At 73.6% G+C, this 15047-nt stretch carries 13 protein-coding genes; 7 read left to right on the top strand and 6 right to left on the bottom strand.

Annotated elements, in window-relative coordinates; genetic code table 11:
- On the bottom strand, positions 1-1198 hold a 1198-nt coding region (locus AC6EXY_RS17220; protein WP_499817580.1), incomplete at its 3' end, for a type I polyketide synthase.
- A 784-nt stretch (positions 1199-1982) separates the two neighbouring features.
- Between AC6EXY_RS17220 and AC6EXY_RS17215 the strand changes: the two genes are divergently transcribed.
- The gene (locus AC6EXY_RS17215; RefSeq protein WP_101830188.1) at positions 1983-4085 is read left to right on the top strand and encodes an anthranilate synthase family protein; all 2103 of its coding nucleotides are present in this window, start codon (positions 1983-1985) and stop codon (positions 4083-4085) included.
- A gap of 32 nt (positions 4086-4117) precedes the next feature.
- Positions 4118-4714 (top strand): GNAT family N-acetyltransferase, encoded by a 597-nt coding sequence (locus AC6EXY_RS17210; RefSeq protein ID WP_499817579.1) that lies wholly within the window; start codon positions 4118-4120, stop codon positions 4712-4714.
- A gap of 43 nt (positions 4715-4757) precedes the next feature.
- Here the strand turns inward: AC6EXY_RS17210 and AC6EXY_RS17205 are convergent, their stop codons facing one another.
- Together AC6EXY_RS17205 and AC6EXY_RS17200 are read right to left on the bottom strand one after the other, a co-directional pair.
- Entirely contained in the window at positions 4758-5021 is a 264-nt protein-coding gene (locus AC6EXY_RS17205; RefSeq protein ID WP_243407161.1) for a hypothetical protein, read from the bottom strand.
- A 56-nt stretch (positions 5022-5077) separates the two neighbouring features.
- Entirely contained in the window at positions 5078-5950 is an 873-nt protein-coding gene (locus AC6EXY_RS17200) for an LLM class F420-dependent oxidoreductase (protein ID WP_101830185.1), read from the bottom strand.
- Positions 5951-6242: 292 nt separating this feature from the next.
- On the opposite strand from AC6EXY_RS17200, the gene AC6EXY_RS17195 reads away from it, so the two are divergent.
- A complete protein-coding gene (locus AC6EXY_RS17195; protein ID WP_499817578.1) occupies positions 6243-7172 on the top strand; it encodes a PaaI family thioesterase in 930 nt (309 codons plus the stop codon).
- 70 nt (positions 7173-7242) lie between these two features.
- On the opposite strand, the gene hpnH is transcribed toward AC6EXY_RS17195, so the two are convergent.
- Positions 7243-8244 (bottom strand): adenosyl-hopene transferase HpnH, encoded by a 1002-nt coding sequence (gene hpnH / locus AC6EXY_RS17190; protein WP_101830184.1) that lies wholly within the window; start codon positions 8242-8244, stop codon positions 7243-7245.
- 350 nt (positions 8245-8594) lie between these two features.
- Between hpnH and AC6EXY_RS17185 the strand changes: the two genes are divergently transcribed.
- A complete protein-coding gene (locus tag AC6EXY_RS17185) occupies positions 8595-9164 on the top strand; it encodes a Maf family protein (RefSeq protein WP_101830193.1) in 570 nt (189 codons plus the stop codon).
- Between the two features lie 138 nt (positions 9165-9302).
- Here AC6EXY_RS17185 and cysE read toward each other — a convergent pair whose 3' ends face one another.
- Positions 9303-10025 (bottom strand): serine O-acetyltransferase, encoded by a 723-nt coding sequence (gene cysE, locus AC6EXY_RS17180; protein WP_101830183.1) that lies wholly within the window; start codon positions 10023-10025, stop codon positions 9303-9305.
- A gap of 16 nt (positions 10026-10041) precedes the next feature.
- A complete protein-coding gene (cysK, locus tag AC6EXY_RS17175; RefSeq protein ID WP_101830182.1) occupies positions 10042-10974 on the bottom strand; it encodes a cysteine synthase A in 933 nt (310 codons plus the stop codon).
- Positions 10975-11210: 236 nt separating this feature from the next.
- On the opposite strand from cysK, the gene AC6EXY_RS17170 reads away from it, so the two are divergent.
- The 3 genes from AC6EXY_RS17170 (at position 11211) to AC6EXY_RS17160 (ending at position 14523) form a co-directional block, all read left to right on the top strand.
- Entirely contained in the window at positions 11211-11951 is a 741-nt protein-coding gene (locus tag AC6EXY_RS17170; protein ID WP_101830181.1) for a (Fe-S)-binding protein, read from the top strand.
- A 71-nt stretch (positions 11952-12022) separates the two neighbouring features.
- On the top strand, positions 12023-13528 hold the full coding sequence (locus tag AC6EXY_RS17165; RefSeq protein ID WP_101830192.1) for a lactate utilization protein B: 1506 nt from the start codon (positions 12023-12025) through the stop codon (positions 13526-13528).
- Complete coding sequence (locus AC6EXY_RS17160) at positions 13525-14523, top strand: LutC/YkgG family protein (RefSeq protein ID WP_499817577.1); 999 nt, start codon at positions 13525-13527, stop codon at positions 14521-14523. The genes AC6EXY_RS17165 and AC6EXY_RS17160 overlap by 4 nt, the downstream gene beginning before the upstream one ends.
- The last annotated feature ends 524 nt before the right edge of the window (positions 14524-15047 follow it).

Below are 15047 nucleotides of genomic sequence, written 5' to 3'. Positions count from 1 at the left end.
CGTGGATGGGGTGGTGGTGGCGGCGGGCGTCGGAGAGGCGTTCGAGGAGCAGGACGCCGGCGCCGTCGGCCCAGCCGGTGCCGTCGGCGTCGGCGGAGAACGCCTTGCACCGCCCGTCCGGGGCCAGCCCCTTCTTGCGGCTGAACTCGACGAGGATGCCCGGGGTCGACATGACCGTCACTCCGCCGGCCAGCGCGAGGTCACACTCCCCGGCCCGCAGCGCCTGGGCCGCGAGGTGGATGGCGACCAGCGACGCCGAGCACTGGGTGTCCACGCACAGCGCCGGTCCCTCCAGGCCGAGATGGTAGGCGACCCGACCCGCGATCACCCCCGCCGCCGTCCCGGTGAGCAGCTGGCCTCGGGCCTCCCCCTGCGCGGTGTGCCAGGCCGGCCCGTAGTCCTGCAGCGACACCCCCGTGAAGACGCCCGTCGGACTGCCACGCAGCGCGTGCGGATCGATCCCGGCGCGTTCCACCGCCTCCCACGACACCTCCAGCATCAACCGCTGCTGCGGATCCAACGCCGCCGCCTCCCGCGGACCCATCCCGAAAAACGACGCGTCAAACCGATCCACCCCCACCACGAACCCACCCCGACGCGTATACGCCGTCCCCGCATGATCCGGATCCGGATGAAAAAGCCCCGCCAGATCCCACCCCCGATCCACCGGCAACCCACCCGTCACATCCCGACCCGCCCGCACCACCTCCCACAACGCCTCCGGCGAATCCACCCCACCCGCCAACCGACACCCCATCCCCACCACCACCACCGGATCATCGACACCACCAGGCTCCAGCCGACCGGCGTGGCGCGCGGCGTCCCGCGCACTGGCGCCACCGGGCTCCCCGGCGCCGAGCAGGGCGTGGCGCAGGTATTCGGCGAGGGCGTCGGGACTGGGCTCGTCGAACAGGAGCGTCGCGGGCAGCCGTATCCCGATCCGCTCCCCGAGGTCGCCCCGCAGCCGCTCGGCGCGGTCGCGGTAGATGCCCCACGACCGCCACGGCGCCCGCCGGTCGAGGCCGGCGCGCCCACCGGCCGGCTGACCCGTGACAGCGGCGATCTCCGCGACGATGGCGTCGACCAGCAGGTCATGCTGGTCGCGCGCCGATCGGCCGGTCAGCCGGGCTCGCCATGCCGCGCGCGGCGTGCTGGCCGCGTGGGCGGAGCGACCCGGCGAGTGGCGCGTCTGGCGCATGCGAACTCCCAGGTTGCTCGGGACACCCATGGCCATCGAGCGGTCGGATGGCCTGGTGGGATGGGGGCGAGCACAGCGCCGGCGACGACTGCCCACGTCCGCGCACGGTCGAGGGGGCGACCGGCGGGCGGACGCGGCGGCCCTGGAACGCGTCCGGGGCCGTACCAGGGTGACGCGCCAGCCGCCGGCGTCGTACGGACCTGCGCTGCGCGACGGAACAACGGAGGGAACGATCAGCCGGGACACTCCCCGGTGATCATCAGTGGAGCCTGGGGGAATCCTGCCCGACGGCACCGGGGAGCGCCAAACGGTCGTGGCGCGTTCGAGCCACCACGCTCGTCGGACGACGCCCGGCCGCCTCCCGTCGCCGCAGGTCCGACGCCGGGGCCCCGACCGCCCTGTCAGGATGCTCACGCCCAGCAGCAGGGCCCACCATGCCCAGGCGAGCCCACCCGTCCGCGTGTGGATGACCATGAAACGACAGTAGGCCGGCGACACCGGATTGTCGAACATGCGTTCGCATCCTGTGGACAGCGGGGTGGGCATCCCCGGGCATCCGCGGACCGGGGCGCGCACGGGGCTCCGGCCGATCGCGTAGAGTGCCGCCATGCTCATGCGCAGGAGCCAGTGGTGGCCCGCCGTCCCGGCGGTCCCCGACATGCGCGCGTAGTTCCCGACGACGCACGCGGCCGCCCCGAAGCGGCCGCCGTCGTCCCCCTCGGCACGGGAAGCAGCGGCCGCCGGTCACCGGCCGTCGCGTCCCCACCTCACCGAGGACACGATCATGGATCTTCTTCGTTCCCTGCTCGCCACCGTCGTGGCCGGCGGCGATCCCGGACCGTTCGCGCTGTTGCGCCGCGAGGGCGCCGACCACGTCGACGTACTGCGCGGCGAGCTCGCGGTCGTCGCGACCATCGCCGAGATCCCCCTGCCCGCCGGACCCGCCGGGCCGCACACCCTGGCGTTGGTGCCCTACCGCCAGCTGGCCGAACACGGACTGCCGTGCGTCGACGACGGAACCCCGCTGGAGTGCCTGCGCCTGACCGGGCACCACCGGGTGCCGCTCGCCGACCTCGTCGCACGGCTGGCCAGCACCACCCTGCCCACCAGTACCACGCCGCTGGCCGGTGCCGGGCGGTTCGACCTCGACGACGAGCAGTACGCCGAGCTCGTGCGCACGGTCCTGCGCGACGAGATCGGCCGCGGCGAAGGCGCGAACTTCGTCCTGCACCGCACCTACCTGGCGACCGTGCAGGGCCCGCCCCTGGCCGCGGGTCTCGCGGCGCTGGGCCGGCTGCTCGTCGACGAGCCCGGCGCCTACTGGGCGTTCCTCGTCCACACCGGCACCCGAACCCTCGTCGGCGCGACGCCGGAACGACACGTCAGCGTCGCGTCCGGGCAGGTGACGATGAACCCGATCAGCGGCACCCACCGGCTCTCCGCGCCGCGCGCGGCGGACCCGGCCGACCTGCTGCGCTTCCTCGCCGACCCGAAGGAGACCGACGAGCTGTACATGGTCCTCGACGAGGAGCTGAAGATGATGGCCCGCCTCGCCGCGGACGGCGGCGGCGTCCACGGCCCGCGCCTGAAGCGGATGGCCCATCTCGTGCACACCGAGTACCTGCTCACCGGCCGCGGCGACGTCGACGTGCGGGACGCGCTGCGGGAGACGATGTTCGCGCCCACCGTCACCGGCAGTCCGCTGCGCAACGCCCTGCGGGTGATCGCCCGTCACGAGGGCAGGGGACGGCGCTACTACAGCGGCGTCGCCGCCCTGCTCGGACGCGACGCCGCCGGTCGCCAGACCCTCGACGCGCCCATCCTGATCCGCACGGCCGAGCTCACCGCGGACGGTGTCCTGCGCGTCCCGGTCGGCGCCACCCTCGTGCGCCACTCCACCCCGCGCGGCGAGGTCGCCGAGACCCATACGAAGGCGACCGGCATCCTCGCCGCCTTCGGCCTGCGCACGGGCCCGACCCCCGACACCCCACCGGCACCGCGGACGCCCAGGAGCGGGGTGGTCGAACGCGCCGCGCCGGACGATGGCATCGGTTGCGACGTCGAGCCCGGCGTCGCCGCGGCGCTCGCGGCCCGCAACACGCACCTCGCCCGGTTCTGGCTCGACCGCCCGGCCCTGCGCGACACCGCCGTACCGGCGCTGCGCGGCCGCACGGCTCTCGTCGTCGACGCCGAGGACGCGTTCGCCGTCATGCTGGCCCACCTGCTGCGCGCCCTCGGCCTGCGGGTCACCGTACGGCCGTGGCAGGACCTCGCCCCGGTGCCCGACAGCGTGGACCTGCTCGTCATCGGCCCCGGCCCCGGCGACCCGCGGGCGACCCGGGACACGCGCCGCGCCGGGCGGACGGCGACCGCCCCGGGCGCGGGGAACAGCACCGCCACCGGGGCGGGCCTACCGACGTGGATCGACGCGGACGTGCCGGTGGACGCGGCGGCGAAGATGGACGCGCTGCGCGGGCTGCTCACCGAGCGGCTCGAGAGCGGGCTGCCGTTGCTCGCGGTGTGCCTCGGCCAGCAGCTGCTCGCCGGGCTGCTCGGGCTTCGCCTGCACCGCCGGGAACGTCCTCATCAGGGCCTCGCCCGCACTGTCGACCTGTTCGGCCGGCCGCGCCGTGTCGGCTTCTACTCGACGTTCACGGCCCTCGCGGACGCCGACGACCTCACGACGGCGCACGGCCGGGTCCGGATCGCCCGCGACCCGGCCGACGGCACGGTGCACGCGCTGCGCGGCGCCACGTTCAGCGGGCTGCAGTTCCACCCCGAGTCGGTGCTCAGCCAGGACGGCCTGGCCATCCTGCGCGACGACCTGACCGATCTGCTGGCACCGTGCGCGCCGGTCCAGACCGGCACCGCAGGCGACCGCCCCTGAGACGGGAAGGTGGGATGGGAGGATTGTCGGTCATGGTCACGATCAGGTCGGCGGTACCGGCGGACGCCGCCGGCGTCCAGGCCGTCTACGCACCGTTCGTCGCCGCGTCGGCGGCCACATTCGACGAGGAGCTGCCGTCGATCGAGGCACTGCGGGCCCAGATGACGGCCGCTCCTCGCAGGCCGTGGCTGGTCGCCGAGGCCGGGGACGGGATGGTGGTCGGCTACGCGTATGCGAGCGCGCACGGCACCCGGTCGTCCTACCGCTGGTCGGCGAACACCTCGATCTACCTCACCAGCGGCCAGCACCGGCGCGGCCTGGGCCGGCGGCTGTACGGCGTGCTGATCGCCGAGATGCGCCGACTCGGATACCTCAACCTGTACGCGGGCATCACGCTGCCCAACGACGCGAGCGTCGGGCTGCACACCTCGATCGGCTTCGCCCCGGTCGGGGTCTACCCGGCGGTGGGATACCGGCTCGGGGCGTGGCGGGACGTCGGATGGTTCGGGCTGGCCCTGACCGGCCCGCCGCCGGACCCACCGGCCGAGCCCCTCGCCTGGCACCCCGAGGACCTGCTCGCCCCCCCGTCCGACGGGGGCCGGGCCGAGCTGACCGCGCCGCCAGCCTGACCGACGGCGGACGGGGACGGCCACCGCCCGGATCGAGGCCGTCTCAGCGTTCCCCGGCCCAGCGGCGGTCGTCCTCGTCCCACTGCTCGTTGCGGTCGTCGAGCCGGGACCGCCAGTTCGCCGCCTGCTCGGCGCTCTCGTAGGGACCGAGCCGGCGGTGCCCGGGCGCGTCCGGCGGGTTCTCCACCCGCTCATGGTCCAGGCACCACCACCAGCCGGTCGGGTTCCACGCCGTGCTGTCCACGGGGCCGCCGTCTCCCCGGCGGCCCCGCCCGCCGCGCAACGCCTGCCGCACCCTCGTCCACATATCGGATCACTACCCGGATTCGGCCGCCGCGCACCCTGCCCCGCGGCCGCAACCGCCTACAGCGCAGCGGCCGCCGGGATCAGCCGTTCACCGAGCAGCTCCAGCGGGCGCAGCGTCTCCACACCCGGCACGGAGCCGTGGTAGTGGGTGATACCCAGAGTGGCGAGATGGCGCATGTCGGCGAGCAGCTCGTCGACCTTCTCCCCACCGGGACCCGGGTCGAGCGGACCGATCACGGTCTTCTCGATCTCGTCGTAGTCGCGCCCGACGTCGGCGCAGTGCCGGCGCAGCACGTCGAGCTTGTGCTCGACCTCGGGGCCGTTGAAGAGGTTGCAGGCCTGGGCGTACTGGGCGACGAGCCGCAGCGTCTTCTTCTCGCCGCTGCCGCCGATGAGGATCGGCGGATGCGGGCGGCGCAGCGGCCGCGGCACGCCCAGCGTGCGCTCCAGCTGGTAGTGACGGCCCTGGTAGGGGGCGTCACTGTCGCTCCACATCTGCAGGCAGATCTGCAGCGCCTCCTCGAGCCGCTCGAAGCGCTCGGCCGTGGGCGGGAAGTTCAGGCCCAGGCCGCGGGCCTCGTCCTCGAACCAGGCGGCGCCGATCCCGAGCGCCGCGCGCCCCTCGGAGAGCACGTCCAGGGTGGCGACGAGCTTGGCGAGCAGGCCGGGCTCGCGGTACACGACCGCCGAGACCCAGGCCAGCAGCTCGATCCGGCTGGTGCGCGCGGCCAGGTAGCCGAGCGTCGTGTAGGCCTCGAGCATGTCGTGCTCGGGCGGGCCGACCATGGCGATCTGCCAGAGGTGGTCCATCACGGAGAGCTTGGCGAACCCGGCGTCCTCGGCCGCGGCGGCCACCCGGGTGAGGTCCCGCGCGAGGGTGTCCGGTCCGCCGGACCAGGTGAAGTCGGAGATGTGCAGCCCGATGTGCATGGGCGTCCTTCCCGTCGGGCGAGGGCAGGCCGCGTCGCGCGCCTGCGCCGGGTCGGGTGGGGCGTGAGTGGAGCGTTCTCCACTTGGGACCCTACCGTCCGTCCGGCGCGCGCCGACGAGGGTGACGCTCCCTGTCCCGGCACCGCCGTTCGGGTACCGCCACGCGCCGGTCCCCCGAGGCACACCGGCGGCGGCGGACGTACAGATCGGGTATGACGGAAAGGAGGCGCGGCGTGGCGCCACCGGTAGGGACGACCCGGTCAGACAGGACGGCGATGACGCGAGCGGCACGATGAGCGGCACCTCCACGGCCCAGCCCCCGACCGTCCCGGCCCCGGCCGACCATCCGCGGGGCCGGCCGAGCTCGGCGGCGGGAGGCGCGGCGCGGATCGCGACCGACCAGAACGACCCGTCGGCCCGGGAGTACCCCGAGAGCCGGTTCCGGCTGGACGCCTACACGCAGGGCGCCCGGGGGGTGCGGGTCACGGCCAGGCTCGGCCCGTGGTTGTGGGGGCCGCACGGCGAACCGTCGGCGGGGGCGCTCGGCGTGCTCGTGGACAATGCCGTCGGCGCCGAGATCTTCCGGGAGCATCCGCGCGAAGTGTTCGCGGTCACCTCGGAGCTGTCCTACGACCTCGTCGCGCCGCCGCCCTGGTCAGGCCCGGAGCTACAGGCCGAGGCGACGCTGTTCGGCCGTGACGGAGCCGGCGGGACGGCCGGCTGCGAGGTGCGCGACGGGTCGGGCCGGCTCGTCGCGGTCGCGACCGGCCGCTGCCGCTGGATTCCGCTGCCGCCGGTGCTGCGCCGGCACGGCGGCGCTCCGGTGCCGCCGGTGCGGCTGCCCGCGGCGCACGGCAGCCTGCTGGCGACACTCGGGATCCCCGCCGGGCCGACGCGGCACGGTGAGCTCGGCCGGCTCGTTCTGCCACCCTCGCCGATGTTCGGCAACAGCGGCGGCGCGGTGCACGGCGGCATCCTGTTCTGCCTGACCGACACGGTCACCGACGCCCTGGCCGAGCCGGGACAGCCGGAACGCACCACCAGCCTGCGGATGAACTACCTGCGGCCGGCGGATCAGTCCCAACCGGTCACGGCTACGGCCGAGGCCATCCACCGCGGCCGCTCGCTCGTCGTGTACCGGGTGACGACGGCCGGCCCGTCCGACCGCCCGTACACGATCGCCACCGTGACCCGGGAGCGCACCGCCGGGCAGCCGGCCTGAGTCCGGCGTCGCCGCGTCGCCCCTCGGCGGGGGGTGGCGACGCGGCGGGCGCGGCCGGCTTCCTGGCCGATCAGGGGATGGCGGCGCGGATGGTCTGGCGCAGCGAGGACAGGGTCGCGGCCAGCGCGGTCGGCTCGTGACCGCAGTGCGCCATGCAGTTGGCGCAGCGCGGGTCGCGGCCGCGGCCGTAGCGCTCCCAGTCGGTCGTCTCCACCAGGTCGCGATAGCTCTTCGCGTACCCGTCGCCCATCAGGTAACAGGGACGCTGCCACCCGTACAGCGAGTACGAGGGAATTCCCCACGCCGTACACGGAAAGTCGAGCTTTCCCTCAAGAAAGTCGAGGTAGAGCGGCGAGTGGTTGAGTCGCCACCGCTTTCGCCGGCCATCCGCGAAGGCCTTCCGGAACAGCTCGCGGGTTTCCTCGACGCCGAGGAAGTTCTCCTGGTCCGGAGCCTTCTCGTAGGCGTAGGCGGGCGAGATCATCATGCCGTCGACGTTGAGCTCGTTGTTCAGGTAGTCGAGCACCTCGATGACGGTCTGCGGGGTGTCGGTGTTGAAGAACGTGGAGTTCGTGGTGACCCGGAAGCCGCGGCGCTGGGCCTCCTTGATGGCGTCCACGGCCTGGGTGAACACGCCCTTGCGGGCCACGATCTCGTCGTGACGCTCCTCGAGGCCGTCGATGTGCACCGCGAGCGACAGATACGGCGACGGCGTCAGCTTGTCGATCTTGCGCGGGATCAGCAGCGCGTTCGTGCACAGGTAGACGAACTTCTTCCGCTTGACCAGGCCCGCGACGATCTCCTCGACCTGCGGGTGCATGAGCGGTTCGCCGCCGGCGAGGCAGACGACCGGCGCGCCGCACTCGTCGACCGCGGCGAGCGCCTGCTCGACCGGCATGCGCTGCCTGAGGACGTCCGCCGGATGCTGGATCTTGCCGCAGCCCTCGCAGGCGAGGTTGCAGGCGAACAGCGGCTCCAGCTCCAGGGTGATGGGGAACTTCTCCCGTCGCAGGAGTTTCTGCTTGAGGAGATAGCCGCCGACCCTGATTGCCTGGCGTGGTGGAATGGCCATTTTCACCCTCCTGGAGTTGATCTCGGCTCACCGGGTGGGTGGAGTCACGCCTTACCGCTTCCAGTGTAGATGCGAAGCCCGTCCGATCCACCACCATGCGCCAGTGAGAGCTGGTCAACCAGGTGGCTCCGACGATTTCGCGTCGATCTCCGGGCGGCACCCGGACCAGGAGCTGGGACAATGTCGGGGAATGGCGGTCCGCCGCCGCGCGAGAACACGATCCCGCATCGATCCGCGGCGGGCCGGCGAGGCGGCCCCGGCCTCCGATTTCCAGCTGATCACCATGAGCGTGTCCCTGGGCGGCGGAATCATCCCGCCGTGGCGGCGGCTACGCTGGCGCGGTGGTCATCGTGCTCGCCTCCGCCTCGCCTCGACGGCGGGAGTTGCTGGCTCGGCTGGGCGTGCCGTTCGAGGTGGTCGTCAGCGGCGTCGACGAGTCCGACGCTTCGGCCACCGAGGCGGAGGCGTTGACGATCGAGCTGGCCGAGCGCAAGGCCCGCGCCGTCGCCGCGCTGCGTCCCGACCGGCTCGTTCTCGGCAGCGACACGGTCGTCGAGCTCGACGGCCGGATCCTCGGCAAACCCGCCTCCCCCGCCGAGGCGCTCGCCATGCTCCAGGACCTGCGCGGGCGCACCCACCGGGTGTCCACCGGCGTGGTCGTCCTCGACCCGGCCACCGGCACCGCACACCGCGGCGCCGCCATGACCGCGGTGACCATGCGCCACGTCCCCGACGCCGAACTCATCGCCTACGTCGCCACCGGCGAGTCGATGGACGCCGCCGGCGCCTACGCCATCCAGGGCGGCGCCGGCGCCTTCGTGACCCGCGTCGACGGCGACCTCGACACGGTCATCGGCCTGCCGACCGCCCTGGTCCGCACCCTGCTCACCGCCGCCGGCGTAGCGGTCCCCGCCGCGTAGGGCGCGGTCCGTCGCCGCCCTGACGCGGGCTCGCCGCGGACACGGTTGACGGTGTGGTGTCCCGCCGACCGTGGCGGCTCGCCGTGGTGACGAGGAAGCCCGGTCCGGCCGGACCCGGACCATGACGCGGGTCGGGCGTCAGATCGAGAAGTCCTCGCCCTGCCAGACGCCGGCCTTCGGCGGGCGGATCACGGCGGGGACGTCCTGGCCGACTTTATGACCGTCACGGTGGCCGTCGCCGCTGCCGGCGTGGGCAGCGGACTCCAGCCGGTCGACCCGGGTGAGCAGGGACTGCAGGCTCAGGCCGACGAGGTCGGGCAGCGTGTCGTCGGCAGCGGGCCTGGGTCGGCTACGGGTGATCACCTGGCCGGGCACGCCGACGACCACCGAGCCGGGCGGCACGGCCCGCACGACGACGGCGTTGGCGCCGATGCGGCTGTCCGCCCCGACGGTGAACGGGCCGAGCACCTTCGCGCCGGCACCGATCACGACCCGGTCGCCGATCGTCGGGTGCCGCTTGGTGGGCTCCAGGCTCGTCCCACCGAGGGTGACGCCGTGGTAGATGGTGACGTCATCGCCGACCTCGGCGGTCTCACCGATCACCACACCGGTGGCGTGGTCGATGAACACCCCGGTCCCGATCCGCGCGGCCGGGTGGATCTCGACGCCGGTGAGGACCCGCGCGAGTTCGGCGCCGAGGCGGGCGGGCAGCCGCAGCCCGCCCGCCCACAGCCGATGAGTGACCCGGTACGCCCACAGGGCGTGCACACCGGGGTAGCAGAGCGCGACCTCCAGGGCGGAGCGGGCGGCGGGGTCGCGATCGCGGGCCGCGCGGAGGTCACGGCGCAGCTGAGCGAGCATGGCGGTCAGTCTCCTGTCAGTCGGCCAGACCGGCGAACAACGGCGTGGACAGGTAGCGCTCGCCGAAGTCGGGCAGCACCACGACGATCAGCTTGCCCGCGTTCTCCGGCCGGGCGGCGAGCCGCAGCGCCGCGGCCACCGCCGCGCCGGACGAGATCCCCACGAGCAGCCCCTCCTCGCGGGCGAGGCGACGGGCGAGCTCCATCGCGTCGTCCGCGTCGACCTGCACGATCTCGTCGACGAGCGAGGTGTCGAGAACCTTGGGCACGAAGCCGGCGCCGATGCCCTGGATCGGGTGCGGCCCCTTCACCCCGCCGGACAGCACCGGCGAGGCCGCCGGCTCCACGGCGACAAAGCGGGCCGACGGCCGCCGCTCCTTGATCACCTCGGCGACACCGGTGATCGTCCCGCCGGTACCGACGCCGGCGACGAGGATGTCGATCTGCCCGTCGGTGTCGCGCCAGATCTCCTCGGCGGTGGTGGCCCGGTGGATCGCCGGGTTCGCCGGGTTCTCGAACTGCTGCGGCATCACATAGCGGGAGTCGTTCTTCACGAACTCCTCGGCCTTCGCGATCGCGCCGGCCATGCCCTCGGGGCCGGGGGTGAGCACGAGCTCGGCGCCATAGGCCCGCAGCAGCATCCGCCGCTCGACGCTCATCGTCTCCGGCATCGTCAGCACGCAGCGGTAGCCGCGGGCCGCGCACACCATCGCCAGCGCGATGCCGGTGTTCCCGCTGGTGGGCTCGACGATGATCGTGTCCGGGCCGATCGCGCCGGCCTGCTCGGCGGCGTCGATGAGCGCGAGGCCGAGCCGGTCCTTGACGCTGTGCGCGGGGTTGAACGACTCCAGCTTGGCGACGACCTGCGCCCCCACCCCGTCGGTGACCCTGCGCAGCCGCACCAGCGGCGTGCCGCCCACCAGCCGCGTGATGTCCTCGGCGATCCTCATCGACGTCCTTCTCCTCGTGCCGGCGCCCGTGTGTGTGGCGGGCCGTTCTCGTCCCGGGCCAGGGTATGCCGCGACCACCAGCTGGAACGTTCCGCGAGTAATCAGGCACCTCCGGGCACGGCGGCGGCTTCGCCGGAGTGGCGGACGGCAGCTCCTCGACGGGTTAGGTTCGGGCCTGTGGCGCTGCGTCGAGTCCCGTTGGCCCGAGGTCGTGAGGTGGGAGGCGTCCGGACGCGGTGAGAATCGCGTTGTTCGTCACGTGCCTCGTGGACGCCCTGTACCCGCGGGTGGGGCAGGCCACGGTGACGCTGCTGGAACGTCTGGGCCATGAGGTGGTCTTTCCCGCCGGCCAGACCTGCTGCGGCCAGATGCACGTCAACTCCGGCTATCCCCGCGAGGCGCTCACGCTGGTCCGCCACCATGTCGACGTCTTCGAGGACGCGGAGGTGATCGTCGCACCGTCCGGTTCGTGCGCGGGGTCGGTACGCCACCAGCATGCGGCGCTTGCCCGCGACGCCGGCGACGACGCGCTCGCCGTCCGCGCGGACGCGGTCGCGGCGCGCACGGTCGAGCTGTCCGAGCTGCTCGTCGACGTCCTCGGCGTCGAGGATGTGGGCGCCTACTATCCGCACCGGGTGACCTACCACCCGACCTGCCACAGCCTGCGGGTGCTACGGGTCGGCGACCGGCCGCTACGGCTGCTGCGCCGGGTGGCGGGGATGACGCTGCTGGAACTACCCGAGGCGGCGACGTGCTGCGGCTTCGGCGGCACCTTCGCGGTGAAGAACGCGGCGACGTCGACGGCGATGCTCGCCGACAAGATGCGTCACATCGTCGGCACCGGCGCGGAGGTGGCGACGGCGGGCGACGCCTCCTGCCTGATGCACATCGGCGGCGGTCTGTCCCGGCTGGGCGCGCCGACCCGCACCGTGCATCTCGCCGAGATCCTCGCCAGCACCGCGGCGGCCCCCTCGTGAGCCGCGCCTTCCTGGGGATTCCGGCCATCGGTGTGCCCGCTGCCGGGCCTGCGGCCCTCGGAGCTCCCACGGTGGGCGTTCCCACGGTCGGGGCGGCGGCGCCGCCCGGCGTCGGGCACCTGCACGCGTCGCGGCCGTTTCCCGCCGCTGCCCGCGACGCGCTCGCCGACCCGCAGCTGCGGCGCAACCTCGGCCACGCCACCGGGGTCATCCGCGCGAAGCGGGCCGCGGCCGTCGCCGAGCTCGACGACTGGGAGCAGTTGCGCCTGGCCGGCGAGGCGATCAAACGCTCGACGATGGCGTCGCTCGACACCCATCTCGTCCGCCTGGAGGCCGAGGTCACCGCCCGCGGCGGGACGGTGCACTGGGCCCGCGACGCCCGCGAGGCGAACGCGATCGTCACCGGACTCGTCCGCTCGACCGGCGCCGACGAGGTCGTCAAGGTCAAGTCGATGGCCACCCAGGAGATCGGCCTCAACGAGGCGCTGGCCGCCGCCGGCATCACCGCCGTCGAGACCGACCTCGCCGAACTCATCATCCAGCTCGGCGAGGACCGGCCCAGCCACATCCTCGTTCCCGCGATCCACCGCAACCGCGGCGAGATCCGCGACCTGTTCCTGCGCACCATGCCGGACGTCGACCCGCAGCTCGCCGCCGAGCCGCGCCAGCTCGCGATGGCCGCCCGCGCGCACCTGCGCCGCACGTTCCTGCGGGCCCGGGTCGCCGTGTCCGGGGCCAACCTCGCCATCGCCGAGACGGGCACGCTCGCCGTCGTCGAGTCCGAGGGCAACGGCCGGATGTGCCTGACCCTGCCCGACACGCTCATCACGGTGATGGGCATCGAGAAGGTGCTGCCGAGCTGGTCCGACCTCGAGGTCTTCCTCCAGCTGCTGCCCCGCTCGTCGACCGGCGAACGGATGAACCCCTACACCTCGCTGTGGACGGGCGTCACCCCCGGCGACGGGCCGCGGGCGTTCCACCTGGTGCTGCTGGACAACGGCCGCACCGCCGCGCTCGCCGACCGGGTCGGCCGCGACGCGCTGCACTGCATCCGCTGCTCGGCCTGCCTGAATGTCTGCCCCGTGTACGAGCGCACCGGCGGCCATGCCTACGGCTCGATCTACCCCGGCCCCATCGGCGCCGTCCTCTCCCCCCAGCTCACCGGCCTCCACCGCGGCTCGGACGGCGGCGGCGGCGGCGCGACCTTCAACGCGTCGCTGCCGTTCGCGTCGAGTCTGTGCGGGGCCTGCTTCGACGCCTGCCCGGTACGCATCGACATCCCGTCGCTGCTCGTCCGCCTGCGCGCGGCCGCCGTCGACGCCGCCCGCGACGCCCAGCGCCTGCCGACTCCGGAGGCGTTGTCGATGGCGGCGGCGGCGCATGTGATGTCCTCCCCGGCGCGTTTCGCCGCCGCCGAGTCGGCCTCCCGCCTCGCCCGCCTGGCCGGACGGCGCACCGGTCGCCTGTCCGCCCTGCCCTGGCCGCTGTCCGCCTGGACGGCGACCCGCGACGCTCCCCGTCCACCCGCGGAGACCTTCCGCCAGTGGTGGTCGCGCACCCATCCGGACCGGCCATGAACCACAAGCCGTCAACCCCGGCCGGCGCGCGGCGCCCGCTGCCGACAGCCCGCGACGAGGTCCTCGCCCGCATCCGCGCCGCCAACGCCGCCGCCGGCACGCGCCCCGACGCTCCATCCCGGTCCGGCACCGAGCGCCCGCCCAGCAGCGAGAACCTGCCCGGCACCGAGTCCTGGCCCGGCACCGAGGACCCGCCCAGCACCCAGTCCTGGCCCGGCGCCGAGAGCCCGCACGGCATCGAGAGTCCGCACGGCATCGAGAGTCCGCACGGCATCGACGGCGCCCCGACCGCCGCCTCGGCCGGTTCCGTCTCCGACCCGATGCCGGATCGCGCGTATCGCCGCGGCGGCGGACCGCCTCCCGGTGATCCTCGACTGCTCGCCCTGCTGCGCGAGCGCCTCGTCGACTACCGCGCGACCGTCCTCGACTGCGCTGCCGGCGACGAACCAGCGACCATCCGCGCGGCTCTTGCCGCCGCCGGCGTCGTGGTCGATACCGGCGTCGCGGCGGCGAACGGCGTGACGACGGACGGCGTGACGACGGACGGCGTGACGACGGACGGCGTGACGACGGACGGCGCCGGAGCGGATGGCGCCGGCCGGGTGAGCGGACGGGTGGTGGTTCCACCCGGGCTGCCCGCCGGTTGGTGCCCGGACGGGATCATCGACCGCGGCTTCGACGCGGCGATGCTGGACGGCTTCGCCGCGGTCGTCACCGGGTGCGCCGCCGTCTGCGCGCTGACCGGGACGATCGCCCTCGACGGCTCCCCCGACCAGGGCCGGCGCGCGATCACCCTCGTCCCCGACGTGCACATCTGCGTGGTCCGAGCCGAGCAGGTCGTCCACGGCGTCCCCGAGCTGTTCGCCCGCCTGGGCCGCGCGCCGTCCCGTCCGATCACCCTGATCAGTGGCCCGTCCGCGACCAGCGACATCGAGTTCGACCGCGTCGAGGGCGTCCACGGCCCCCGCACCCTCACGGTGATCCTGGTCCGCTAGGTCGCGTGCGGAGTTGTGATCTTCGGGGCAGCCTTCGCGAGGACGCCTCCGCCCGCGTGCCGCGTCCGCCCGGGTGTTCACCGGCTTCGGCGAGGTCTGGTGTCCGGGACGGTTGGGCAGGTTTCCGGGGTGTGCGTGGGAGCGGGCTCTCCTGTGTCGTTCTACCGGGACGAACCGGACACCGAACCCGGTAGAGGGACCCAGAATCCCCCCAGCCCCGCCCACCCCGGCCAGCGATCACACTCGCCGTGACCGTTACCGGAAGCCGCCGTGACCGTTACCGGAAGCCGCCATGATCGACACCGGGGTCGGTGGTTCCCCCGTAAGCCGCATCTCGGGCGGTCTTCCCATGGGCGGGAAGGACATGCGGGGGGCGGCGGGGCCGTGTCGTTCGTTCGCGGTTCCACGTCCGATTTGCCCAACAATTCGAGACACGCACCACCGCGACGCTGCCAGAACGCGGCCACGATCGGCCGGCGGAGAGCGACGACACCGCCAGAGATCACAGCTCAAGACGCGACCTA

The organism is Frankia sp. RB5 (genome assembly GCF_059816245.1).
Note: the sequence above shows the minus strand (reverse complement) of the source record. Positions and strands in the feature narration are given on the sequence as shown.